Origin of the sequence: Halodesulfovibrio marinisediminis DSM 17456 (genome assembly GCF_900129975.1) — a bacterium.
Classification (GTDB): Bacteria; Desulfobacterota; Desulfovibrionia; order Desulfovibrionales; family Desulfovibrionaceae; genus Halodesulfovibrio; species Halodesulfovibrio marinisediminis.
The window spans coordinates 596,042-618,818 of record NZ_FSRG01000003.1 but is presented as its reverse complement, the minus strand read 5'-3'; the positions used below and the strand labels follow the sequence as shown (position 1 = coordinate 618,818).

Sequence of the window (22,777 nt, the reverse complement as noted above, 5' to 3'; positions counted from 1 at the left end):
ACTATAAAGCGGCAATATGTACTGTACGTACCTTGCCCTCTGCACCATTAAAAGAATATGGAACACCATCAAGTGTCAGTGAAATCCCGCCGGAGTTTCCTAAGCGTAAAGACAAATTTTTCGGGAACGTAACTGTGTATCCCTGTCCATTACGAAGTAGGAACTCTTTACGGGTAAAATCATCGCCGGTAGCTTCAACCCAACAATCCGCAGTAGCTTCAATACGCAAGGAGCGCATTGCAACTTCTACTTTTTTTTCATCCTGTTTAGTTTCCTGAACTTTTTTTTCAGCTTCCTGTGCAACAACATCTGATGGAGCTACGACAGGCACAGCCACGGCTTTAGGAGCCGTTTTTTCGCTGACAGCAACAGGTTCTTCAACAACCTCAATAGGCTTTGAAGACTCTGGCTGCGCTTCAGGAGCAACCTCTTTCTCCTGTACCGGAGGAGTGGTTGGTTCAACAGGGGCAGACTCAACAGCCTCTGGCTGATCAGGAGCCTGTTCTACAGGTTGTGGTTGTGCAGGAGATGGCTGCACAGGGACTTCTACAGTTGCTTCTTCATTACCAAGTGTAGCAGTACCTGACTGCATATAGTAATAGCCCGCCGCAGCAAGGCCGGCAATCAACACTACAATGGCTATGAGTTTTACAGGGCACCCTTTTTTCTCTCTACGAGCAATAACGGGCTCAGCAACTTCTTCATCAAGCTCATCTTTATATGCAATATCAACTATTGCACCAAGCTCTTCCGGATCAAGCCCCAACACCATGGCATAACTTTTAACAAAGCCTTTCACATACACTGGATGAGGCAGTTCTGACTTAGTACCTGATTCTATAAATGCAAGTGTGCGCGGTGCCAATTTTATGCGTTCAGAAAGTTCTTCGATAGATAAACCTTGACGTTCACGTTCCTCACGCAACAGGGTTCCGAGCTCCAGCATTTCAGACATCTGTACCTCCACTTACAGCCGAACGTCTACGACGGCATTATTACGCAGTTTTTCAGCGTATTCTTTAAAGCTTGCTTCAAGGCGAGGTGCTCTCAGCTTAGCTTCAATTTCCTGCGCTACTTCATCAAGTGAGCGCAATGAACCTTTGGTTCTACTGTGCAATTTAATAAGTGCTTTTGAAGACCCAAGAGACACGACATCAGACACAGAACCATTTTTCATTTCCTGAACTGCCGCCAGCATCTTTGGTGATACATCTTTCACACCAAGCTCACCAAGGTAACCACCCTGTTCTTTACCTGGCCCTACAGAGTACTTTTGAACAGCTTCTTCAAATGAAATCTTACCGGCAGAAAGTTCATTACGGACTTCAGTTACATCAGCAACTGGATCAAAAATGAGCAAGCTCACTTCCACTTTGCCGTCTGCTTCAAATTCAGCTTTATGTTCTTCATAAAAACGCTGAATCTCTTCTTTGGTAATAACTACCTTACGTCCTACCATCATTCCGAGAAGGCGTTGTCGAATAATAGACACCTTTACTCGCTCTTTCACACCTTCAACGGTAAGACCTTCATTAACTATCTGTTCTTTAGCCTTCTCAAGAGTCATGCCACGCTGCTGCGCCATCTTGCGCAACTCGTTTTCAATTTCAGACTCTTCAACTGTAACACCGCGACGCTCTGCATCCTGTAAAAAAAGTTTTTCTGCCACTACCTTCTCAAGGACAGTATTCAGAATAGATTTTACTTTGGGACTTTCAGCGTATTTTGGGTCAAGCACCCCGGCCTTTTTCAATTCCGGAATTGCCAGCTGTTTCAAATCATATAAAGTTACAATCTCACCGTTCACAACTGCGGCAATTTTATTAACTAACAGCTCAGCACGAACAGGTGCAGCAAACATAACAACAGCTGCCAGCGCAATTAAAAACCTGAAGGCCATACTTTTCTCCCTAATATAGGTGATAAACATCCGCGCAACACAGCTCCCCTCGTGATGCGCGAGTTCTTACTTCTTGGGTCTGTATTATCTTTTACGCAATTATGCAATAATGAGAAAAATCAGACCCACTAATTTATTTAAAAACTATCTAATATAACTTTCTTATTTCATTTTTAATTTACGGGTCAGATTTTTTTCCAACCTCAGACTCCGGCTCTCTGTAAGGCTCTTCTTCTGCCTCTTCCAGCTTCTTAGGGGAGCCAGACATAACAATTTGACTAACTTTCCCACTCATTTTTTCTGAAAGAAGTGGTGTAACTTCTATTTTGGAAGATGCAACTTCTTTTTCCAACCACTTTACAAATGCCTCGTTCATTTTTTGATCAATCAACACTCGTTCAATAACAGAGTATGCCTGAGATGGACCAAGTAATTTTTCCGGAACCACTGCAAGCAAAACAAGCTGCTCAAACCCATATGCAGTCGTTGAAATATTACTGCTGCTTTTAGGAGAAAGTTGCTGCAATGTAGCAGACCACTGAATCGGGAAACGATCTTTTCTTAGCTTCAGCTCACGAACAGTAATATCTGAAGACAAGGTACCAACGACAGTTTTCCAATCTTCTGCTTGTTCCAGTAAAAGAGAGGCACGCTGTACGCCAGTTATGTCATTTCCTCTTACGAGCAATACATGCACTCGTTCAGGAATATAAAATTCAGACAAATTGTCTTTATAGTATCGTTCCGCTTCTTGATATGTAAGGGAAACAGTCGAACGCAGTACGTCATTAAAAAACATCTTCATTTCCAGATGACGCTTCAAAAACAATCGCCATACTGAAATATCAATATACTCTTCCGTTAATGTTCGCTCAAAAAGATCATCAGGGTAATCAGCCCTGATAGCAGCTTCTTCTTTCTGGACGTCCTCTGCAGAAACGCTCAACCCTTCTTTTTCAAGAGCAGCAGCAACAAGTTTATAAACAACAAGCTCTGAAAGAACGTTTCCATACTCTGCGCTTAACGCCTCAACAGAAGGAACAACTCCAGAAACCCAACCAAGGTTGTTCAGGTCATAACGAGCTTCCAACTCTTTCAAGTAAATAGGTTCACCGTTGACCCGTGCCACAACCCCCTTCTCTTCCGGATGCTGCGTGCAGCCAACAACTACAAGTAAGAGAAGCAGCAATACTATGATTCGGCGCATTCGTTACCTTTTATACAGTTACAAGAGGTTCAAGTTCTATTTTCAATTTAGCAAGACATGTACGCAAATCATCTTCTCCTTTCAAGCGTAGTTCCAACGTTGCAGGAGGAGTTAATTTAGCTCTATCTATGTTGTCGTTTACCCACTCAACAAGTCGCAGAGGAGATATGGCATCTGCATTCTCTGCCCAGGTAAGGCGAACTTTATCCCGTAAAATATCTGCCCTCTCAACCTGAATTGCCATCAGGAAACGTTTGAACTCAAGCACGCCAAGGAAGCTCACGAGTTCTGGTGGTAATGCCCCGAAACGGTCACGGATTTCGAGCTCAACATCCTGCATATGGACAGCGTCCGTAGCAGAAGAAAGAGCTTTATAGAACTTCAGGCGCTCTTTACCGTCCGGAATATATGACTCTGGAATATGTGCGTTAATACCAAGGTTAATCTCAGTCTCAACCACAACACTCTCTTTTTCACCTTTCAGGCGTTTTACTTCTGCTTCAAGCATTTCCAGATACATATCCAAACCAACGCGAGCCATCTGACCGGATTGAGCTTCACCTAAGATATTACCGGCACCACGCAGACGTAAATCTTCCATGGCAACTCTGAAGCCAGCACCAAGATAATCCAGTTCCAGAATAATACGCAGTCGCTTACGTGCCGGAGCAGGTAGCTTATCCAAATTATTCACTACAAAGACGGCATGTGCCTGTCTATCAGAGCGCCCTACGCGACCACGCAACTGGTAGAGCTGTCCAAGCCCGAACATTTGCGCCTGATCAACGATAAGTGTATTCGCCCTTGGAAAATCAAGACCGGATTCCACTATTGAAGTACAAACAAGAACATCCAGTTCACCATGCCAAAACTTATGCATGGTTTCCTCAAGGTTCTTCTCCGACATACGACCATGTGCCATACCAATACGGGCATCAGGAACAAGCTCACGCACGTATTCTGCAACACGCTCCAATCCTTCAACGCGGTTATACACCCAGAATACCTGACCGTCACGGGCAAGTTCACGCTCAAGTACCCCTTTCAGCTCCAGTGCTTCACGCTCAATCAGCGCTGTCCGCACAGGCTTACGTCCAACAGGGGCAGTTTCAATAACAGAAAGTTCACGTACACCGGACATAGATAACTGAAGCGTCCTCGGAATAGGGGTCGCTGTCAACGTTAGCACATCCACATTACGTTTCAGTTTCTTCAGCTTTTCTTTATGACGAACACCAAAACGCTGCTCTTCGTCCAGAATAAGAAGGCTCAAGTTAGGTAGGTCGACATCATCAGACAACAAGCGATGTGTCCCGATTAAAATATCTATCTGTCCGCGTGCAGCAGCAGAAAGCACCTCTTTCTGGCGGGCTCTTGTCACAAAGCGGCTCAGCAAACCAATATGAACAGGGAATCGTGAAAGGCGACTTTTAAATGTCTGATAGTGCTGCTCTGCAAGAACTGTTGTTGGACAAAGCAACGCAACCTGCTTGCCTTCACATGCAGCACGGAACGCAGCACGGATAGCCACCTCTGTTTTACCAAAGCCGACATCACCACAAACAAGTCTGTCCATCGGTTCAGCTTTCTGCATATCATCCAGCACATCCTGAATCGCACGAGCCTGATCCGGCGTCTCTTCAAAACCAAAGGACGCTTCGAACTCCCTGTACAGCTCATTCACAGGACCATAAGAGAAACCTTTAGCAAGCCTGCGCCATGCATACATTTCCATAATGTCATGAGCCACTTTTTCAATGGCTTTTCGAGCCTTAGACTTGCTTGCCTGCCATGCAGAGCCACCAAGTTTATCTAACGGAGGAGTTGAACCATCCGGCCCCTTAAACAACTGAATAAGAGACAAACGGTCTACAGGAAGATACAGCTTATCGTCTCCAGCATACTGGAGCAGCAAAAAGTCGTTTGAAACATCACCTAAATCGAGACGATGAAGACCGCCAAATGTAGCAATTCCGTAATCTCTATGAACAAGATGCGCACCGACTTTAAGGTCGTCATAGTCTTTCAAACCAGAAAAAGCACCGGACCGGGCACGCGCCTGGCGCTCCACTTTCGGCTGTAATACATCTTCCCCGAGCAAAAGGATATTATCCCACTCAAGCTCGATACCACGCCGAAACGCAGACACCAGTGCAAACAGCCCACGTTCTCTCGGGGCATAGCACATGTGCGGCACCAAACCGTCTTGTTCAGCAAGAGTCAGAAACTTTGTACGACTACGGTCTGTGGCAAAACTCAACACAACCTGACGCTTTTCTTTCATCCACTCCCGCAAACGGGCTACCAAGGTATGCCATGGTCGCTCTGCATCTTCAGGCTTCTGGAAAATATCCTGAAACGCACCATAGCTTCGTTCCTGCAATGAAGAGCCTTGTACTTCCACACCCATTTTCAACTCTTCAAAATGGGCTCGTCTGTATTGTTGCCACACCGATCCGGCAATGTCGGCAGAACGAAGCACGCAACTTACTGGCTGGCGCACACCATGCTCTTCAGCCTGAGCATCCAAAAAGGACACCCATGAACGCTCTGACTCTTCCAAAGCCTCACTCATTCCGCCTTCTGAAGGCAGAATAAATACAGCATCGTTAGGAAGCCAGCTTTCAAGGAAACTGGAATTTTTATAAAAACAACCAGGAAGGAAAGTGTAATCACCATGGTGAGCTGCATGCTGTAAAGCTGACGCCTGACCACTTGCCAATACACCTTCAGCCTCCAATTGTTTCCACCAAACAGAAGCCTGCGCGACATTGGAATCGTTTAAGACAACCGGAGCAGCCGGAAGCAGCACGAGTTGCTGAATATTACCGCGGGAACGTTGGGAGGTAGGTTCAAAAAGACGGATTTCTTCCAGAATATCACCAAAAAATTCCATTCGGATTGGAAGCGTGAACCCCGGACAAAAAATATCTAATATATCGCCGCGCAACGCTATTTCACCCGGCTGCGTCACTAAAGGCACACGGGTATAGCCCCACTCAATAGCTTGCTCGATAATCAGATCAGGACCTGTTTCATCCCCGATAGTCAGAAGCAGCTCATTATGCGTAAAAATATCTACAGGAGGCAGTGCGGGCAAGAAGTTATCGATAGAAAGTAGAACCCCCTGAGCAGAACGCTTCAAACCAAGTCCGTATAGACTTGCCATTCTTACTGCCCAGCGAGATTTTCCATATGTGCCTGCAGGATGTTGCGGAATAGTAATCCATTCATCATCCCATTGCGGTGTTGCCAATGGCGCAGGCCCTCGGGAGCAAGTTGGAGTAAACAGCCGCAATAGTCCATTTAATTCAGCGAATTCTTTAGCATCACGTGCGACCACTACCACATTTTCGCCTCTGTCACGTAGTGAACGCGCAAGCCGTGCCTGACTAGCCGGTCCGCTTCGCGCTATGTGAACAACAGCGTCTTTTTCATTCTGTATTTTTCTGACGACTTCAGAAAACAGCACTCGTCACTGCTCCCGCTTCTTAAAATATAAACTGAAAAAGCCGCCAGACCTTATGGAAGGCAGGCGGCTTATGCTTTTCAAAAGAGGTTGAATACGTTGCCGCAACAACCTCAGGAAAAAACTACATTTGACCAAGCACGTCAAGATCTTCGTTGGAAAGAAGACGGTCAAGATCAAGCAAAATAAGCAAACGATCCTGAAGCTTACCAACGCCACTGATATACTCGGATTCCATACCTGCAACAACAGCCGGAGGCGGTTCAACCGTGCCTGCTGGAATACGCAGAACTTCTGACACGGAATCGACGACAAACCCGACAATCATGTTGTTGATTTCGATTACGATGATTCGGGTGTGTTTGTCATGCTCTTTGGAGCTAAGCCCGAAACGCCTTCTGAGGTCAATGATTGGAATCACTTTTCCCCGAAGGTTAATTACCCCCTCAACAAAATCCGGAGCTTTTGGCACTTTAGTGATTTCCATAGTACGGATAATCTCCTGTACTTTAAGGATATCAACACCAAATTCCTCTTCACCTATACTAAAGGTGACTAGTTGCATCAGCTCGTCATCCTGCTTCTTTTGAGGCTCATTCATACAGAACAACTCCTTGTTTTCCCGAGCAGCGTAGTACGGGAAAAATTTAGTGAATCGACATATACCTGTTCTCACAATCCAAAGCAACTACAGGACGATACCACCATTCATAAAAGCGGTTGTAAAAACAGAAAGTGTTAGATAGTATAACCTCGCTCAAAAGCAATTGAGTTCAACGCTATCCACGAGGAGTACCAAATTGATGGCGAACATCTTACCATTCCCTGAAGAAACGCCGCTTGCCATGCAGATTAAATCCCTTGGCGACGAGGAGCTTCTCGATTTCTGGGAAGAAACACAATTTCTTGAACGCTTTCTGAAGGAAGGCGCCCCTGTGCAGAATCAAGATTCCATGCAATACGAAAAATTGATTCTACAGGAACTTCAGCTGAGATCTTGCAGGCGCTGTGCCGCTACTGCTCAACTATAAAGATTTTTCCTAAAGAAAAACCCTGCCGTTGAAACCTCATCGGCAGGGTTTTTCTTTTCTTAAGACTTTACAATCACGAGACCACAAATAACCCGCTATACATCAGCCTTAAAAACAAAAAAGATCAGGATAGAAAGTACATTATCTGCAGTTCTACCCCGATCTTTTAAATGCTAATTAGTCCGCCTTACGACCTACACAGAAGTAGGCAAAGCCCTTCTCTGCCATTGTCTTGGCATTGTAAAGGTTACGTCCATCAAACAAAATAGGGGCGGTAAGCTGTTCTTTTACGCGATCAAAATCAGGTGTACGGAACTGGTGCCACTCAGTAACAACCATCAGCGCCTGCGCACCTTCAAGTGCGGCGTACTGCTCATCGACTATTTCTACCAAGTCATTGTCTGCAAAACGATCTTTAACTTTTTCACCTGCAACAGGATCAAATGCACGAATGCGCATGCCCTTTGCGGTAAGCTCTTCAATAATAGTTAAAGAAGCTGCTTCACGGGTGTCGTCTGTATTCGCCTTGAACGCGATACCCCACAGAGCCAAAGTCTTTCCTTCTACACCACCCTGTGGTTCAAAGTACTCAACAAGTCGCTCTGCCATACGTTTCTTCTGACGCTTGTTCACATTATCTACAGCTTCAAGCAACTCAGGTTTGTACTCATACTGATGTGCTGTATGGATAAGCGCTTTAACGTCTTTAGGAAAACAAGACCCGCCGTAGCCAACACCAGGATAAATAAATTCATACCCGATGCGGTGATCAGAACCGATGCCGGTGCGTACGTCACGGACATCTGCGCCAACACGCTCACAAATATTAGCTACTTCGTTGATGAAAGAAATTTTGGTCGCAAGCATGCAGTTAGCTGCATACTTTGTCATTTCAGCACTGCGAACACCCATCACAATCAACTTTTCACGACTGCGGGCAAAAGGTGCGTACAACTCACCAAGAGTTGCCGCAGCATTTTCATCATCAGTACCAACAATAACGCGATCCGGTTTCATAAAGTCATTAACCGCATCACCCTCTTTCAAGAATTCAGGGTTAGAAACAACTGTAAAGTCAATGGACTCGCCACGTTTATCAAGTTCTTCTTGAACAAGAGAAGAAACAAAATCTGCGGTGCCTACAGGTACCGTGGATTTATCTACAATAATTTTTGGTGTGGTCATTACCGAACCAATCTCACGGGCAACCTGCTCAACGTAACAAAGGTCGCATGAGCCATCTTCACTTGAAGGGGTACCAACGGTAACAAACACCACATCGCATTTTTCAATGCCTTCTTGCAGGCTGGTTGTGAAGGTGAGGCGTTTTTCTGCATAGTTGCGCTGTACAAGCTCTTCCAAACCTGGTTCCCAAATATGGACATGACCATTTGAAAGCATTTCTACAACATCAGGGTTAACATCAACACATGTGATGGCATTACCCATTTCTGCAAAACATGCTGCGCTTACCAAACCAACATAACCTGTGCCAACAATACAAACGTTCATAAACGAACTCCTGTTCATCCCTGCTGAGATGTCAGATTTCATGTAACTTCAGATTTCATGTAAATATGGACACACTCTTTACTGAGTTGTATCTCAACAGTCAATTATGTGCAGAAAGGACTTATACACGACTCTCAAGACGCTAATATCACACCATTCTGGCCCCGAAGTGAATAGCAAACGCCCACTTTCTAACTATTCGCTTTGCAAACAGAAAAAGCCTATGGGAAGCCTTTCAAACCTTACACACAAGTTCGTTACACTTTATGCATGAACTTTATTGTAAAAGAGTGTATAAAATCCATAGAGTCTGCAAAAACTATGTTTTCATTGCTTACAACTTTATATAAAGTGATTAGATACATATGGGTTTACTTATATGAGGAGAAGATATGCCCGTTTTAGTCGTTAATGTTGATCACGTTGCAACTCTTAGGCAACAACGTTTAGGTAAAGAGCCAGAACCGGTAACTGCTGCACATCTTGCAGAACTTGCCGGTGCACGCGGCATTATTATGCATCTTCGCGAAGACCGTCGCCACGTTCAGGATCGTGATATCGAATTAGTGTCACAATGCCTGAACACCCGCTTCCATTTTGAAATGGCGGCAACAGAAGAAATGAAGGAAATCGCACTTCGCATCAATCCATACATGGTTTGTCTTGTACCGGAAAAACGCGAAGAGCTTACAACTGAAGGTGGTCTCGTAGTAGCAGGGCGTGAAGACTTTTTCCGTGAGTACTTAGCACCAATTCATGCAGCAGGCATTAAATCCAGCCTGTTCATCGAAGCAAGCGAAAAGCAGATTGATGCTGCTCTTGCTTGCGGTGTTGAATACATCGAAATTCACACCGGTCATTTTGCAGACGCAAAAACTCCGGAAAAAATGCATCTTGAACGCGACAAGATCATCAAAGGCGTAGCATACGCTAAGCGTCTTGGCCTTAAGGTAAACCTTGGTCACGGCCTTAACTACACCAACGTATACGAATTTGAGAATGTTCCAGGTATCTCCGAGTACTCTATTGGTCATTCCATCGTTTCCCGTGCTGTTCTTGTTGGCATGGATCGCGCTGTACGTGAAATGAACGACATCATCAGCACTTTTGCTGAATAACATACGATACTGTGGGGCTTTAGGTGATTGTCGGACTTGGCATTGACACTACGGAACTGGATCGCATCCAGAAATCGTTTGAACGACATGGCGACCGGTTCACTTCACGCATCCTGCATCCGAATGAACAAGCTTCCCTGCCTAAGCACCCTGTAGCCTATATTGCAGCACGGTTTGCTGCAAAGGAAGCTGCAGTAAAAGCGCTCGGGACAGGATTTACACAAGGCATTCAGTTTCAGGATATTGAAATACAATCTGAACCTTCCGGCAAACCCGTTCTGGTTCTACATAATAAAGCAGCAGAATTTGCAGATGCTTTATCTGCAACACGCTACCATGTCAGCTTAACGCATGGCAGAGATACAGCTTCTGCTGTGGTCATTCTCGAGTCATTATAATCACCATCGCATTTTGCGGAGGCTCAATGGCATACATTCCCCTGCCTACTCCGGCAGAGATGAACAGCTGGGATACTCAGGCAATTACAACCTTTGGTATCCGTGAAGAAATTCTGATGGAAAACGCCAGCCGAGAAGCACTTCATGTGCTTCTCGAGCTGACGGGTTCTGTGACAGGCAAACGTGTACTTGCTTTTATGGGAAGCGGAAATAACGGCGGCGATGCTGCCGCTACTGCCAGACACCTGCATAATCTCGGTGCTGAAGTTCTTCTTCTCCACACAAAACCTGTACGGGCATACAATAAAACCTCTGGCTATCACTTTAAGTTAGCAAGAACTATTGGTACCCCGTATGCTTTGCTTACATCTAAGAATGCTTCACGCTTGTTGTCCGCTGAGCAACCGGACATTATTATCGATGGCCTGCTTGGTACTGGTCTGCGAGGCACTTTGTCTTCTGATAAAAAGAGCCTTATTGAGCACATCAACAGACTTGGACAAAAAGCCTTTGTCTTTGCACTGGACATTCCGTCCGGACTCAACGGCACGCTCGGCACTGTTGACCCTGTTGCTGTACGAGCTAATGCCACAGTAACGTTTGAAGCAGCTAAATGCGGCTTAGTTATGCCGGAAGCCCGACAGTGGATTGGCGATCTGTACACACGCTCCATTGGAATTCCTACACAGGTGCAAGATACACACTCTGCGTCTTATTACGGAATGACGGATGATGTACTCAGATTACGCAAACCGCAATCGGAGGCAATGCATAAAGGCTCCGCAGGTAAGGTGTTGATCATTGGTGGCTCAAAGGGGCTTACTGGTGCACCACACTTGTCAGCGCTAGGGGCAATGCGCTCCGGTGCAGGATACGCTACAGTTGCATCCCCTGCATTATTAACTCAGGAAATTAAGGCAGGACAGTCTGGAATTCTAACCCTGGAACTCGGAATATCTAATGAATGGCCTATTCATGTTCCAGAGGTACTTATTCAGGAAATACAAAATTCGGACAGTCTTATCATCGGCCCAGGAATGGGACGCTCTAAAGAGGCAGCTAATTTTTTACGTAAGCTGATTACGAGACATCGACCACCTACTGTGTTTGATGCTGATGCTCTCTATCATCTTGCTAAAGATGAAAATCTTATACAATCACTGTCTGACAGTGACATTCTCACCCCTCATCCGGGTGAAATGGCAAGACTCAGCCGAAAAACAATTAGTGAAATTCAGGCAGACAGACTCACTGCTGCAACAATTCTTAACGACACCTTTAACGGTGTAGTCGTTTTGAAAGGGGCAGCAAGTTGTATTGCACAACAAGGAAGACCGACTGTTATTTCTCCTTTCTGCACCCCGACCCTTGCGGTGGCAGGCTCAGGAGATGTACTGTCCGGCATCATAGGAACTCACCTTGCCCAGGGAGTTCCTGTACGGGAAGCTGCCTGCCTTGGAGTCTATGAACACGGGCTTGCTGGAGAGTTTCTTGAAAATGACTTCCCGCACCGAGGGAATCTTCCACAAGAAATCGCTCATGCTTTGCCAAAAGCCATAAGGAAGAACTTATGCTCACAGCCTACGACCTGATGACAGAGAATCCACTGACCGTTGCCCCTAATGATGATATTGTATCCGTAGCACGAGTTATGGTTGAAAAAAGGTACAACGGATTACCAGTAGTGGAATCTGATGGCACGCTGGTCGGCATCATTTGCCAAAGCGACCTTATTAACCAGCACAAGCGCCTTAACCTTCCTTCACTGTTCACAGTTTTGGATGGCATTATTCCTCTTCGCTCCAGTTCTGATATGGATAAAGAGATGAGGAAAATATCTGCAAGCAAGGTAGCAGAGGCTATGACGCCAGCTCCAACGTCTGTAACAGAAGAAACGCCTATTGACGAAATTGCCACGCTTATGGTGGATAACAAGTACCACTCCCTGCCAGTTGTCAAAAATGGCAAATTGGTAGGGATAGTCGGAAAAGAAGATATTTTACGCACCCTCCTTCCTAAGGAAGAACCAAAAGAGTAATTAACTGTGCTTCTTTATTTGAAAAACACAGAAGAAACAGAACTTCTGGGAAAATATATTGCACAGGCTCTCGTATCTACGGACCCTGTGCAAACTTTATTGTTCAAGGGAACACTTGGCTCTGGTAAAACAACCCTAATCCGATCGCTCGTTCAACACCTTCCGGGTGGAGATGAAGCTGAGGTAAGTAGCCCAAGTTTTAATGTATATAACCTTTACCCGACCACCCCGGAAACCGCCCATTATGACCTATACAGGCTTGCCGGCGGAAGTGTCGATGAGTCCTTTCATGAGCTCATAGACGAACAGCAGACGCTCATGCTCATTGAGTGGGCTGAACACCTTCCTGAGCAGGAATACCCGAATGAATGGTTGCAATTCACTTGGGTTCCATGCGAAGAAGGACGACAAATTAACATTTTGGTAAAAGGGGCAGGAGCTACCCGTGTAATCGAGGCATTAAAACCACTTGTGACCTCGATGCAAGTAGCACCATAATTATTAAGTAGATTCGCTCTACCCTTCTCATTCTCTTTCTAACGACAAAGGAATCAGTATGCGTATTCTGGTTCAGAAGTTCGGTGGAACTTCGGTTGCCAACTTAGAGTGCATGAAAAAAGTACGTGAAAAAGTTCTTGCCGCTCGTGCCAAGGGATTCAAAGTAGTGGTTGTTCTTTCTGCAATGTCAGGAGAAACCAACCGCCTTTTAGGACTAGCTAAAGAATGGTCCAACTCCCCTGACCCGGCGGAAATTGATGTTCTCGTCTCCACTGGAGAACAAGTGTCTGTAGCACTCTTTTCGATGCTGATGAACGACGCTGGGGTGAACGCTCGTTCCCTGCTTGGGTATCAGGTACCTGTGTGCACAGACAATGCACACGGCAATGCACGTATTCTCGGAATTAATCAGGACAAACTTTTAGGCCTGCTTGAACAACATGATGTTCTTGCAGTTGCAGGCTTCCAGGGCTGCACAGAAGAATCCCGCGTAACAACTCTCGGCCGCGGCGGTTCAGATACGTCCGCTGTAGCATTTGCCGCTGCACTCGGCTGTGAATGTGAAATCTACACAGACGTAGACGGTGTATACACCACCGATCCGAATATCGTGAGCAATGCTCGTAAAATGGACCGTGTATCCTATGATGAAATGCTAGAAATGGCCTCCATGGGCGCTAAGGTCTTACAGATTCGTTCTGTAGAGTTTGCTAAAAAATATAAAGTACCAGTACTTGTTCGTTCAACATTTTCAGACGCCCCAGGCACGTTAGTAACTCAGGAGGATTCACGCATGGAAGCCGTTTTAGTTTCAGGTATCGCATATGACAAGGATCAGGCGCGCGTTACACTGCGCGATGTTCCGGACGTGCCAGGTATCGCTTCCAACTTGTTTGGTCCGCTTGCAGAGGGCGGAGTTGTTGTTGATATGATTGTCCAGAACCCAAGCCGTAACGGTAAAACAGACATGACATTTACTGTTCCACGCGGCGATCTTGAGAAAACTCTTGAGTTGATGAAGGACATTCAGAAAAAGACAAACGCGGCAGAAGTCCTGCACGATTTACATGTTTGTAAAGTGTCTGCAATCGGTGTTGGTATGCGTAACCACTCCGGCGTTGCTGCACAGGCTTTTGATGCTCTGCGTAGGGAAAATATTAACATTCTCATGATTAGCACCTCTGAAATTAAAATTACCTGCCTTATCGAGGAGAAGTACACGGAGCTCGCAGTAAGAACACTGCACGATGCCTTCGGGCTCGGCAAAGAATAAATAAGAGTTAAAAGGGCCATGAAAAAAATTCAGATCTACGACACAAGTTTGCGTGATGGAACTCAATCAGAAGACATAAGTCTTACCAATGACGACAAGCTTAAGATTGCTCTCAAGCTTGACGACCTTGGTATAGATTTTATTGAAGGCGGCTGGCCAGGGTCTAACCCTGTGGATATGGCGTTCTTTAGTGAAATTAAACACATCTCTCTAAAGCATTCCAAAATTGCTGCTTTCGGGAGTACCCATCACCCGGGCTTTACCGCGGAAAATGACCCCAACCTACGTAACCTACTTAGTTCAGGGGCAGATGTGTGTACAATTTTCGGAAAGACGTGGGATATTCACGCCACCGAAGCGTTGCGAATTCCGCTGGAAAAAAATCTGAAGATTATTCATGACTCTGTTGCGTTCCTTCGCTCTATGGGAGCTGATGTCGTGTTTGATGCCGAACACTTTTTCGACGGTTTCAAAACGAATCAGGAATATGCCTTAGCAGCCATTAAAGCAGCTCATGACGCCGGTGCACAAACACTCAGTCTCTGTGACACAAATGGCGGCACTCTGCCGTATGAAGTATACAAAATTGTAGAAAATGTAACCAAGGCTCTGCCAGGTGCACAGCTTGGTATTCATGCTCACAATGACTGTGAATTAGCAGTGGCTAACTCAATTGCTGCGATACAAGCAGGCGCTTCCCATATTCAGGGAACCATTAACGGCATCGGTGAACGATGCGGTAATGCGAACCTCTGCTCTATCATCCCTACCCTTGAGTTGAAATTCAACGACGAATACACAACCATTGGTAGAGATAAGTTGGCACTGTTAACAAGCACATCAGCATTTGTAACAGACGTGGCCAACGTAATGCCATTCGACCGTCAGCCGTTTGTAGGCAGATCGGCGTTTGCGCATAAAGGTGGTGTTCACGCAAGTGCGGTTAACCGAAACTCAGCATTGTACGAACACATTGATCCAGAAATTGTCGGCAACAGACAGCGAGTACTGCTCTCAGAACTTGCCGGACGAGCTAACATTGTTAATCTGGCTAAAAAATTCGGATTCCATCTGGATAAAAACGAGCCGGTTGTCAAAGGTTTGCTCAATGAATTGAAAAAACGTTCCAGCATGGGCTACGACTATGCTGCTGCAGAAGCTTCTGTGGAACTGCTCCTGCTTAAAAAGCTCGGTCGACGTGGAGTCAGAGAGTTCTTTAAACTTAACCAATTCCGCGTACTGGAGCTTAAAGAAGCGCAGGATAAGGACCCTATATCTGAAGCTTCTGTAATAGTAGAAGTTGAAGGAATTACAGAGCACACAGCCGCAACTGGCCGTGGTCCTGTTAACTCCTTGGATAACGCATTGCGTAAAGCGCTTTGCAACTTCTACCCACGGCTCTCCGAAATGAAGCTGCTCGACTTTAAAGTACGAGTCATGACAGCAGAATCACCGGAAGGCGGTGGTACAGCGTCATTTGTACGTGTTCTTGTTGAATCTGGTGACCATCTGTCACGCTGGGTAACTGTAGGTGTGTCTTACAACATTATCGAAGCAAGCTGGCAGGCGGTAGCTGATTCTATTACCTACAAGCTCTACAAGGATGAATTCGAACAACGTGCTCAAACTGAGAACTCATAAGCATTGCGTATAACAGATAAAGGCTGTCTCCATACGGGGACAGCCTTTTTTTGTTCTTCAACAAACTAATTAAATTTAAGCGGCTAGTTATTCCATCCACATTTACACCCCAATACAACTTTCGCAACATGCAATTGGAACCCAATAACTTGAGCCAAACATGTTACTACGAGAAAGTTTCTTCACCCCACCTTCATCAGCACTGAGTAAATAAACTTGCCCTCAAGCTTTTAAACCAAAAAAAAGACCGGACAATGTCCGGTCTTTATCGTTGTGTAATAGGAACTAGCGCTGCACCCTAGATATTCTTTTGTGTTCTGTAAGCTACCAAATCTTCAATGGTAAGCATTGGCATCTCATATTTTTTAGAGATTTCAACAAGCTCCGGCATACGTGCCATGGTACCATCTGGATTTGTTACTTCACATAGTACACCACATGTTCCAAGACCGGAAAGGCGCATAAGATCTACAGTTGCTTCAGTATGACCGCGACGTTCAAGAACGCCACCCTCACACGCACGAAGCGGGAATACATGACCTGGACTGTTAATATCTGAAGAACTTGCATTGCCGCATGAAGCAGCTTTAACAGTGCGAACACGGTCAGCAGCAGAAACACCAGTTGTTACACCCTCTGCAGCTTCAATAGATACAGTGAATGCTGTCTGATACTGGCTATGGTTTTCATCAACCATCATAGGTAAATCAAGCTGCTTAACTTTTTCATCAGTCATGCAAAGGCATACAATGCCGCTACATTCACGAATAAGCAACGCCATCTGTTCTGGGGTGAGATGCTCTGAAGAAAAGATCATATCACCTTCGTTTTCACGATCTTCATCGTCAGTAACAATTACACCGAATCCCTGCTGCAAAGCAGTGAGAGCTCGTTCTACACGTTCTTCTGGGGTACCAAACTGATCAAGTAATGACTGATTCATTGAATTCTCCATGATAATTAAGAATCGCAAGAATCAGGGCAAGTAAAAAGCAGTGCAAAAGAATAGAGCAGCATAACCACGCTGCCAAAAAGAAATGCAGGCTGCATTTACTCTCTTTCATCCGGACTATTACCGTCGGCTCTGGAGTTACACCAGATCTGCTGTCCTTCGTACAACGAAGCGCTCGCGGGCTTTCCTAAAGAGGATCACCGCCGGTAGGGAATTACACCCTGCCCTGAGAATAAATTCGCGTTAACAAGATGGCTATATGGTTCCAGTCGTTGTGTCAACATAACCGGAACCATTTTAACAATATTTTTTATGCGACATCTCCACCGCTGAGCACGGTGAATTTGCAACTATCATCTTTTCTTGAATATTCTACAACTCTGTTTCGGCCAAGATCTTTAGCTTCATAAAGCGCCGAATCAGCAGCATCGAGTATCCGTGCACCCAAATTATCAAATGAAAAATCGTGTGCATATGCAAAACCACAGGACACTGTCATTTGAACATTACGTTTAATGATGCGCCCTTGATTATCCCGAATCACAAAATCATAAGTTTCCAGCCGAGAGCGAATAGCCTGTGCAATTTCAACAACATCAGTTACCGCATCTCCAAACAATAATATTGCAAACTCATCACCACCAAATCGACAACAGCAAATATCGTCATCATCATGGCTTCTGTGTGCAACTGCCTGCATGATTTGCGAAAACGTTTGCAGTGCCTGATCACCTATACGATGACCAAATCGATCGTTAAATTCCTTCAAATTATCAACATCGAGCAAGAGCAGGCACAAAGGCTTTTTATCACTTTCCCACGCCTTCACCCCTTCCTTAAGGTTTTCATCAAAGGCACGACGGTTGAACAGCCCTGTTAAACCGTCTGTTTTGCAGATATGGTCAAGACGCTCAGCATCCTCTTTCAGTACAGAAATAACTTCCTGAAAAGTATCTCTGAGTTGAGCAACAATATCCTCAGGATCTGCTCCACTACGAACTGCTGCCACGCTTTTCTCTTCCAAACCTTCAACAGCGCCCTTATGGTGATAAACGCTTCGGCGGAAATCATCAGCCAGATCAGCAGATTCTTGTAGCGCTTCCTCTAATCGTTTTGCATAAGAACTCGCCAGAATAGCCTGATATTCTCTCAAAACGGAACAATATCTTTCCTCTGAGAAATCCGCATCCTCTAGCGTCTTTATTAGCAAATCCGCAACTTGCTTCTTTTGCTCTTGAGAATAATACGAGTACTTCTGCGTACTACGTAAACATGAAAGCAATGAACGCCAACGATCATCGCGTGGTACACCTAGACGTTCAAACAGATCACAATATTTATGACCTACTTCGAAACGACAGATTTTTTTTGAAGGGTTATCAGAATGCACATCGCCCCCCTACAAATACGGTTCTGCAATATTTTTCAAAATGAAAATGACGTACTCTATGCGTACTGTTATTCAACAAAAATATCAGTATCTTCCGGCCACAGCTTACAAACTCGTGCTGGCGCATATCCATTATAAAATGCATCGGTAGCAGACTTAAACAATACCCTATTCTTCTTTGAAATTTCTTTTGAAAATTTACATTTAAGCGTAAAAAAACGCTTACTGCGTCTATTACCAACAACATTTCCAGCACGTTTAAAATAAGCAGTTACGTTATTCCACATTCCTGCTTTTGCATTTATGGCTTCTCTCTGTATCTGTGCAAGCTTATTTGTATATGAACTATGCTTTGTCCCATGAGGATACACAAAGCCCATACCATTCCGAATTAGTAACGTACCTAGATCACGCCCATCAGGCAATGTGACAATTGCAACAGTTCTTTTATATCGATCAATAGAAACGATTTGTTGCAAAGTAATCTTACGTCCTAAGACAGCCTTTGCTATAAAATTTTTAGCGTTAATTGAAAAGTATTGTCGCTTTCTTTTTTTATGTTCAAGTTCTGGAGTGTCAACATATGCTATCCGCACTCTCTTTCCGTTTTCAAGAATTATAGTATCGCCATCGATGATGGTTTTTACAACATATGCAGTATCGGCAAAAGCAGGTAAGGTTATAAATAGTAAAGTGTAAAAAATTACAAAATATATTCCTTTTTTCACCATGACATCTCCTGAAACATCTCAAAAAAAAAGGCGGCTTCTAATGAAGCCGCCTTTTTTCTAGTTTTCGTAGTAGGACTTAAGCGTCTGACTTCGAACCGGATGGCGTAATTTACGAAGCGCTTTTGCTTCGATCTGTCGAATACGTTCACGAGTAACGTTAAACAATTTACCAACCTCTTCAAGAGTATGGTCGGATTTTTCACCGATACCAAAACGCTTACGCAATACCTGCTCCTCACGAGGAGTAAGGTCTGCAAGAACACCCGCAATCTGCTCGCCAAGTTTAGTGTTAACCACTTCTTCTGCTGGAGCAACTGCCTTTTTATCTTCAATAAAATCACCAAGGCTTGAATCTTCTTCATCGCCAATTGGAGTTTCAAGAGAGATAGGCTCTTTTGCAATCTTGAGAACTTTCTTAACCTTATCGATCGGGTAGTCCATACGTTCTGCGATCTCTTCAGGTGTCGGATCACGTCCGAGCTCCTGAACAAGGTAACGAGAAGTTCTGATCAACTTGTTAATTGTCTCAATCATATGCACTGGGATACGAATTGTACGGGCCTGATCCGCAATAGCACGGGTAATAGCCTGACGAATCCACCAGGTTGCATAGGTAGAGAACTTGTAACCACGCTGGTACTCGAACTTATCAACAGCCTTCATAAGGCCTATGTTACCTTCCTGAATAAGATCAAGGAACTGCAAGCCGCGGTTAGTGTATTTTTTCGCAATACTTACAACAAGGCGTAGGTTAGAACGAATAAGTTCCTGCTTTGCACGCATTGCTGCAGTGTTACCATGTTTAATACGCCAAAGAACTTCTTCAAGGTCAGTAACGTTATGACAACATTTTTCCTGCAGACGTTCTAAGATCTCAATCTTACCAAGAATCATCTCCTTAAAGGAGAACAATTCATCAACAGTAAGACCAAGCTCATCCGCTGCTACTACCGGGTTCACTTCACGATCATCAAGCTGCTTAAACAGTACCTGAATCTCTGACTGAGTTTTACCGGTAGAAAGAATATAAGCGGAAAGGTCACGCTGACAGTTATGCATCTGTCGAACGTAATCTTCAACAGTCTCGATAACACGGTCAATAAGAGTCTTTTCCAGTTTAATGTCACGAAGACGCACAACAACATCTTCTTTGAACTGAATGATCTCTTTCTGCAAACCGTACACTCTACGATCAAGAGTGCAGCAGTCATCAAGCTTGTCGTAAATCTTTCTTTTCTTTTTGTAGATGTTGCGAATCTCGTCCAGAAGCTTAATTACACGCTCTCGCTGGTTAAGTTCGTCTTCGCTAGGATCATCTTCCTCGATGGTCTTAACAACGTCCTTCAGCTTAACGCGGTTTTCTTTAAGATCTTCACCAACGCTAACGAGTTCTTCAACAGCCACAGGCACTTCTACAAGCGCGTATAATACATCCTGCTCACCAATTTCGATCTTTTTAGCGATAACTACTTCGCCATCACGATCAAGTAACGGTACTGCGCCCATTTCGCGCAGATACATACGCACTGGGTCAGTGCTGCGTGATGCATAGTCTGTAGTTTCTTCTTCCTCGCTAAAGTCAATAACGTCTTCAGAAGGCAGGTCATCGTCACTTTCAGCAGCGGCAACGGGAACGTCATCTTTGTCTTTGTTGGTGTCAACAATAGCAATATTCAACTGATCAAAAATCCCGATGATTTCTTCAACCTGTTCGGGAGTATTTACTTCAGCCGGTAATGCTTTGTTAACCTCATCGAAAGTCAGGAACCCGTTGACTTTGCCCTTCGCAATCAAGGACTTAATTTGCTGGATGTCCTTAATATTCCCCATTGGACCTCCCCAAGGATTCTTTTAAGGCCAGAAGAAAATCCATTTCTGCATCCTGTTCGCCCCCCTCTGTAATATGCCGCATTGCGGCGACTAGGGATTGCCCTTGCTGTTGGCGGCGAGTTCTTTCCAGGAACATACAGACGTCGTTCAATTCTTCTTGTTCTTTTTGCATTGCAACCGTGTCGACTACACGGTGCTTAATCCAAAATACTTTTTCTTTACCTTCAAGGTACTCAGCGGCATCGTTGCCGTAAGCAGAAATTTTATTCCAGAGCGACTCAGCCCATGCGGACTGCAAGAGCTCCATCCCACCATATTGTTCCAAAGAGAAAACATGGTGTGGATAACGCACAATAAACTGCAACACACGCTCTTCCAATGAAGCAGCTAAAACAGGACGAGGGGCCGTCCCCTGAGCGTCCTGATTTCTTTTCCAACCGTCGGACTTGTTACGAGCCCCACGTTGCGGAAAAGAGGTACCAGATCGAGTCTGGACGTTTCTTTTTGGCGCTACAAGCTGACGTAATTCTGTTTCATCCAGCCCAAGCCCCGACGCAATTCGGGACACATAAAATGAACACAGTTCAGGTTTTTCCATGCTGCTGAGGAAGCGGGTAGTCCAATCCATTACATCGCGCGGTGCATACATGCTAACCGTTGCGGTACAATACGAAAGTCCATCCGGCGACTGTGCAAGCAGCTCTTGAAACGCCTCTACACCACGCTCATGTAAAAAGCTGTCTATGTCTTCGCCATCCGGCAAAAGGACAACCCGACACTTCATCCCCTTGGTCAGGATCATCTCACAGCTTTTCAAAGCAGCCTTGCGCCCTGCCTCGTCTCCATCAAAAATAAGGTCGACAGAGGAACAAAAACCACCAAGCCGCTTAACCTGATCCGGTGTCAGTGCTGTACCGAGCACTCCACAGGAGTTTTCAAAACCAAATTGATGCAGTGTTAGTACATCCATGTACCCTTCTGTTAAAAAGGCACTTTTGGCCGCAGATATAGCCCTGCGAGCCTGAAAAAGTCCGTAGAGATGCTCACCTTTTTTATAGATCGCAGAATCGCTACTGTTTATATACTTCGCTTGATCACTTTTTCCAATGATTCTACCACCAAAAGCGATAACTTGACCGGAAAGATTCTTAATCGGGAAGATAAGTCTGCCACGAAAGCGATCATACATACGACCACGGTCATTACGTGACAAAAGGCCAGCCTCGGCTGCCTGTTTTTGTGTCATTCCCCTTGCAACCAGTGCATCAGAAAGGGATTGCCACGAATCAGGAGCCCAACCCAGCTCAAAGCTTTCTACAATCTCGGGCGTTAATTTACGCCCTTTAATATATGTTCTGCATTCACGCGCATCATGCTTAGAAAGATTTTGACGAAAGTGATTTTTTGCAATGTCATACATAGTATAACACTGCTTTCTAAAATCCCGTTCCTCTTTCGCACGCGGGTCTGCTTTATACTCAGTGAGTTGAACTCCGGTTTCTTCTGCAAGTTGCTGAAGTCCATCTCGAAATTCTAATCCATTAACCTTGCAATAGAAATCAATGACATCGCCCGCAGCCTGACATCCAAAACAGTAGTAAAACCCTTCTTCTTCATTGATAGAAAATGATGGTGTTTTTTCCTGATGAAAAGGACAAAGTCCCATCCACCTGCCACCAGCATGACGTAACTCCATGTAACGCCGTGCAACGTCAGCAATATTCAGACGAGCCTTAATTTCTTTTACAGCAGAAAAACCGCTATTTGTCATGACTGATCCAGAATCGTT

The 22,777-nt window shown here is 44.9% G+C and carries 19 protein-coding genes and 1 riboswitch; of the genes, 8 read left to right on the top strand and 11 right to left on the bottom strand.

Going from position 1 to position 22,777, the window contains the following annotated elements; genetic code table 11:
* Position 1: 1 nt before the first annotated feature.
* The 5 genes from BUR09_RS02995 to BUR09_RS02975 all read right to left on the bottom strand — a co-directional run bounded on the left by BUR09_RS02995 (position 2) and on the right by BUR09_RS02975 (position 7,177).
* Positions 2-955 carry a helix-turn-helix domain-containing protein gene (locus BUR09_RS02995; protein ID WP_074215454.1) on the bottom strand — a complete coding sequence of 318 codons (954 nt, stop codon included), beginning with the start codon at positions 953-955 and terminating at the stop codon, positions 2-4.
* Positions 956-967: 12 nt separating this feature from the next.
* A complete protein-coding gene (locus BUR09_RS02990; protein ID WP_074215453.1) occupies positions 968-1,930 on the bottom strand; it encodes a peptidyl-prolyl cis-trans isomerase in 963 nt (320 codons plus the stop codon).
* Between the two features lie 148 nt (positions 1,931-2,078).
* A complete protein-coding gene (locus BUR09_RS02985; protein WP_074215452.1) occupies positions 2,079-3,107 on the bottom strand; it encodes a peptidylprolyl isomerase in 1,029 nt (342 codons plus the stop codon).
* A gap of 10 nt (positions 3,108-3,117) precedes the next feature.
* Positions 3,118-6,579 carry a transcription-repair coupling factor gene (gene mfd / locus BUR09_RS02980; protein ID WP_074215451.1) on the bottom strand — a complete coding sequence of 1,154 codons (3,462 nt, stop codon included), beginning with the start codon at positions 6,577-6,579 and terminating at the stop codon, positions 3,118-3,120.
* A gap of 121 nt (positions 6,580-6,700) precedes the next feature.
* Positions 6,701-7,177: a chemotaxis protein CheW gene (locus tag BUR09_RS02975; RefSeq protein WP_074215450.1), complete on the bottom strand. Its 477-nt coding sequence runs from the start codon at positions 7,175-7,177 to the stop codon at positions 6,701-6,703.
* Positions 7,178-7,379: 202 nt separating this feature from the next.
* Between BUR09_RS02975 and BUR09_RS02970 the strand changes: the two genes are divergently transcribed.
* Complete coding sequence (locus tag BUR09_RS02970; protein ID WP_074215449.1) at positions 7,380-7,607, top strand: hypothetical protein; 228 nt, start codon at positions 7,380-7,382, stop codon at positions 7,605-7,607.
* 177 nt (positions 7,608-7,784) lie between these two features.
* Here BUR09_RS02970 and BUR09_RS02965 read toward each other — a convergent pair whose 3' ends face one another.
* Entirely contained in the window at positions 7,785-9,119 is a 1,335-nt protein-coding gene (locus BUR09_RS02965; protein ID WP_074215448.1) for a UDP-glucose dehydrogenase family protein, read from the bottom strand.
* Between the two features lie 392 nt (positions 9,120-9,511).
* Here BUR09_RS02965 and BUR09_RS02960 point away from each other — a divergent pair, with 392 nt between their 5' ends.
* From BUR09_RS02960 to cimA, 7 genes are read left to right on the top strand one after another with little or no spacing between them, the layout of a single operon-like run.
* Complete coding sequence (locus BUR09_RS02960; protein WP_074215447.1) at positions 9,512-10,237, top strand: pyridoxine 5'-phosphate synthase; 726 nt, start codon at positions 9,512-9,514, stop codon at positions 10,235-10,237.
* Between the two features lie 23 nt (positions 10,238-10,260).
* Positions 10,261-10,635, top strand: coding sequence for a holo-[acyl-carrier-protein] synthase (locus BUR09_RS02955; RefSeq protein ID WP_074215446.1), 375 nt, complete (start codon positions 10,261-10,263; stop codon positions 10,633-10,635).
* 26 nt (positions 10,636-10,661) lie between these two features.
* Positions 10,662-12,227: a bifunctional ADP-dependent NAD(P)H-hydrate dehydratase/NAD(P)H-hydrate epimerase gene (locus tag BUR09_RS02950; protein WP_074215445.1), complete on the top strand. Its 1,566-nt coding sequence runs from the start codon at positions 10,662-10,664 to the stop codon at positions 12,225-12,227.
* Positions 12,206-12,673, top strand: a complete 468-nt coding sequence (locus tag BUR09_RS02945) for a CBS domain-containing protein (RefSeq protein ID WP_074215444.1) — start codon at positions 12,206-12,208, stop codon at positions 12,671-12,673. Before BUR09_RS02950 ends, BUR09_RS02945 begins: the two co-directional genes overlap by 22 nt.
* 6 nt (positions 12,674-12,679) lie before the next feature.
* Complete coding sequence (gene tsaE / locus BUR09_RS02940) at positions 12,680-13,171, top strand: tRNA (adenosine(37)-N6)-threonylcarbamoyltransferase complex ATPase subunit type 1 TsaE (protein ID WP_074215443.1); 492 nt, start codon at positions 12,680-12,682, stop codon at positions 13,169-13,171.
* A 58-nt stretch (positions 13,172-13,229) separates the two neighbouring features.
* Entirely contained in the window at positions 13,230-14,444 is a 1,215-nt protein-coding gene (locus tag BUR09_RS02935; protein WP_074215442.1) for an aspartate kinase, read from the top strand.
* 18 nt (positions 14,445-14,462) lie between these two features.
* The gene (cimA, locus tag BUR09_RS02930) at positions 14,463-16,085 is read left to right on the top strand and encodes a citramalate synthase (protein WP_074215441.1); all 1,623 of its coding nucleotides are present in this window, start codon (positions 14,463-14,465) and stop codon (positions 16,083-16,085) included.
* A 298-nt stretch (positions 16,086-16,383) separates the two neighbouring features.
* Here the strand turns inward: cimA and ribB are convergent, their stop codons facing one another.
* The 5 genes from ribB to dnaG form a co-directional block, all read right to left on the bottom strand.
* The gene (ribB, locus tag BUR09_RS02925; protein WP_074215440.1) at positions 16,384-17,028 is read right to left on the bottom strand and encodes a 3,4-dihydroxy-2-butanone-4-phosphate synthase; all 645 of its coding nucleotides are present in this window, start codon (positions 17,026-17,028) and stop codon (positions 16,384-16,386) included.
* A gap of 105 nt (positions 17,029-17,133) precedes the next feature.
* Positions 17,134-17,275: riboswitch (FMN riboswitch) on the bottom strand.
* A gap of 72 nt (positions 17,276-17,347) precedes the next feature.
* The gene (locus BUR09_RS02920) at positions 17,348-18,427 is read right to left on the bottom strand and encodes a GGDEF domain-containing protein (RefSeq protein WP_084539303.1); all 1,080 of its coding nucleotides are present in this window, start codon (positions 18,425-18,427) and stop codon (positions 17,348-17,350) included.
* 68 nt (positions 18,428-18,495) lie between these two features.
* Positions 18,496-19,158: a thermonuclease family protein gene (locus BUR09_RS02915; protein WP_074215439.1), complete on the bottom strand. Its 663-nt coding sequence runs from the start codon at positions 19,156-19,158 to the stop codon at positions 18,496-18,498.
* A 57-nt stretch (positions 19,159-19,215) separates the two neighbouring features.
* Positions 19,216-20,988: an RNA polymerase sigma factor RpoD gene (rpoD, locus tag BUR09_RS02910; protein WP_074215438.1), complete on the bottom strand. Its 1,773-nt coding sequence runs from the start codon at positions 20,986-20,988 to the stop codon at positions 19,216-19,218.
* A complete protein-coding gene (gene dnaG / locus BUR09_RS02905; RefSeq protein WP_074215437.1) occupies positions 20,975-22,759 on the bottom strand; it encodes a DNA primase in 1,785 nt (594 codons plus the stop codon). The genes rpoD and dnaG overlap by 14 nt, the downstream gene beginning before the upstream one ends.
* Positions 22,760-22,777 lie beyond the last annotated feature (18 nt).

What these genes read in the sequence shown, in the direction of transcription:
- BUR09_RS02990 (WP_074215453.1), bottom strand. Translation starts at nt 1,930, where the DNA reads ATGTTTATCACCTATATTAGGGAGAAAAGTATGGCCTTCAGGTTTTTA.
- BUR09_RS02970 (WP_074215449.1), top strand. Translation starts at nt 7,380, where the DNA reads ATGGCGAACATCTTACCATTCCCTGAAGAAACGCCGCTTGCCATGCAG.
- rpoD (WP_074215438.1), bottom strand. Translation starts at nt 20,988, where the DNA reads ATGGGGAATATTAAGGACATCCAGCAAATTAAGTCCTTGATTGCGAAG.
- BUR09_RS02965 (WP_074215448.1), bottom strand. Translation starts at nt 9,119, where the DNA reads ATGAACGTTTGTATTGTTGGCACAGGTTATGTTGGTTTGGTAAGCGCA.
- dnaG (WP_074215437.1), bottom strand. Translation starts at nt 22,759, where the DNA reads ATGACAAATAGCGGTTTTTCTGCTGTAAAAGAAATTAAGGCTCGTCTG.
- BUR09_RS02945 (WP_074215444.1), top strand. Translation starts at nt 12,206, where the DNA reads ATGCTCACAGCCTACGACCTGATGACAGAGAATCCACTGACCGTTGCC.
- BUR09_RS02935 (WP_074215442.1), top strand. Translation starts at nt 13,230, where the DNA reads ATGCGTATTCTGGTTCAGAAGTTCGGTGGAACTTCGGTTGCCAACTTA.
- BUR09_RS02960 (WP_074215447.1), top strand. Translation starts at nt 9,512, where the DNA reads ATGCCCGTTTTAGTCGTTAATGTTGATCACGTTGCAACTCTTAGGCAA.
- BUR09_RS02950 (WP_074215445.1), top strand. Translation starts at nt 10,662, where the DNA reads ATGGCATACATTCCCCTGCCTACTCCGGCAGAGATGAACAGCTGGGAT.
- cimA (WP_074215441.1), top strand. Translation starts at nt 14,463, where the DNA reads ATGAAAAAAATTCAGATCTACGACACAAGTTTGCGTGATGGAACTCAA.
- ribB (WP_074215440.1), bottom strand. Translation starts at nt 17,028, where the DNA reads ATGAATCAGTCATTACTTGATCAGTTTGGTACCCCAGAAGAACGTGTA.
- BUR09_RS02985 (WP_074215452.1), bottom strand. Translation starts at nt 3,107, where the DNA reads ATGCGCCGAATCATAGTATTGCTGCTTCTCTTACTTGTAGTTGTTGGC.
- BUR09_RS02995 (WP_074215454.1), bottom strand. Translation starts at nt 955, where the DNA reads ATGTCTGAAATGCTGGAGCTCGGAACCCTGTTGCGTGAGGAACGTGAA.
- BUR09_RS02975 (WP_074215450.1), bottom strand. Translation starts at nt 7,177, where the DNA reads ATGAATGAGCCTCAAAAGAAGCAGGATGACGAGCTGATGCAACTAGTC.
- BUR09_RS02915 (WP_074215439.1), bottom strand. Translation starts at nt 19,158, where the DNA reads ATGGTGAAAAAAGGAATATATTTTGTAATTTTTTACACTTTACTATTT.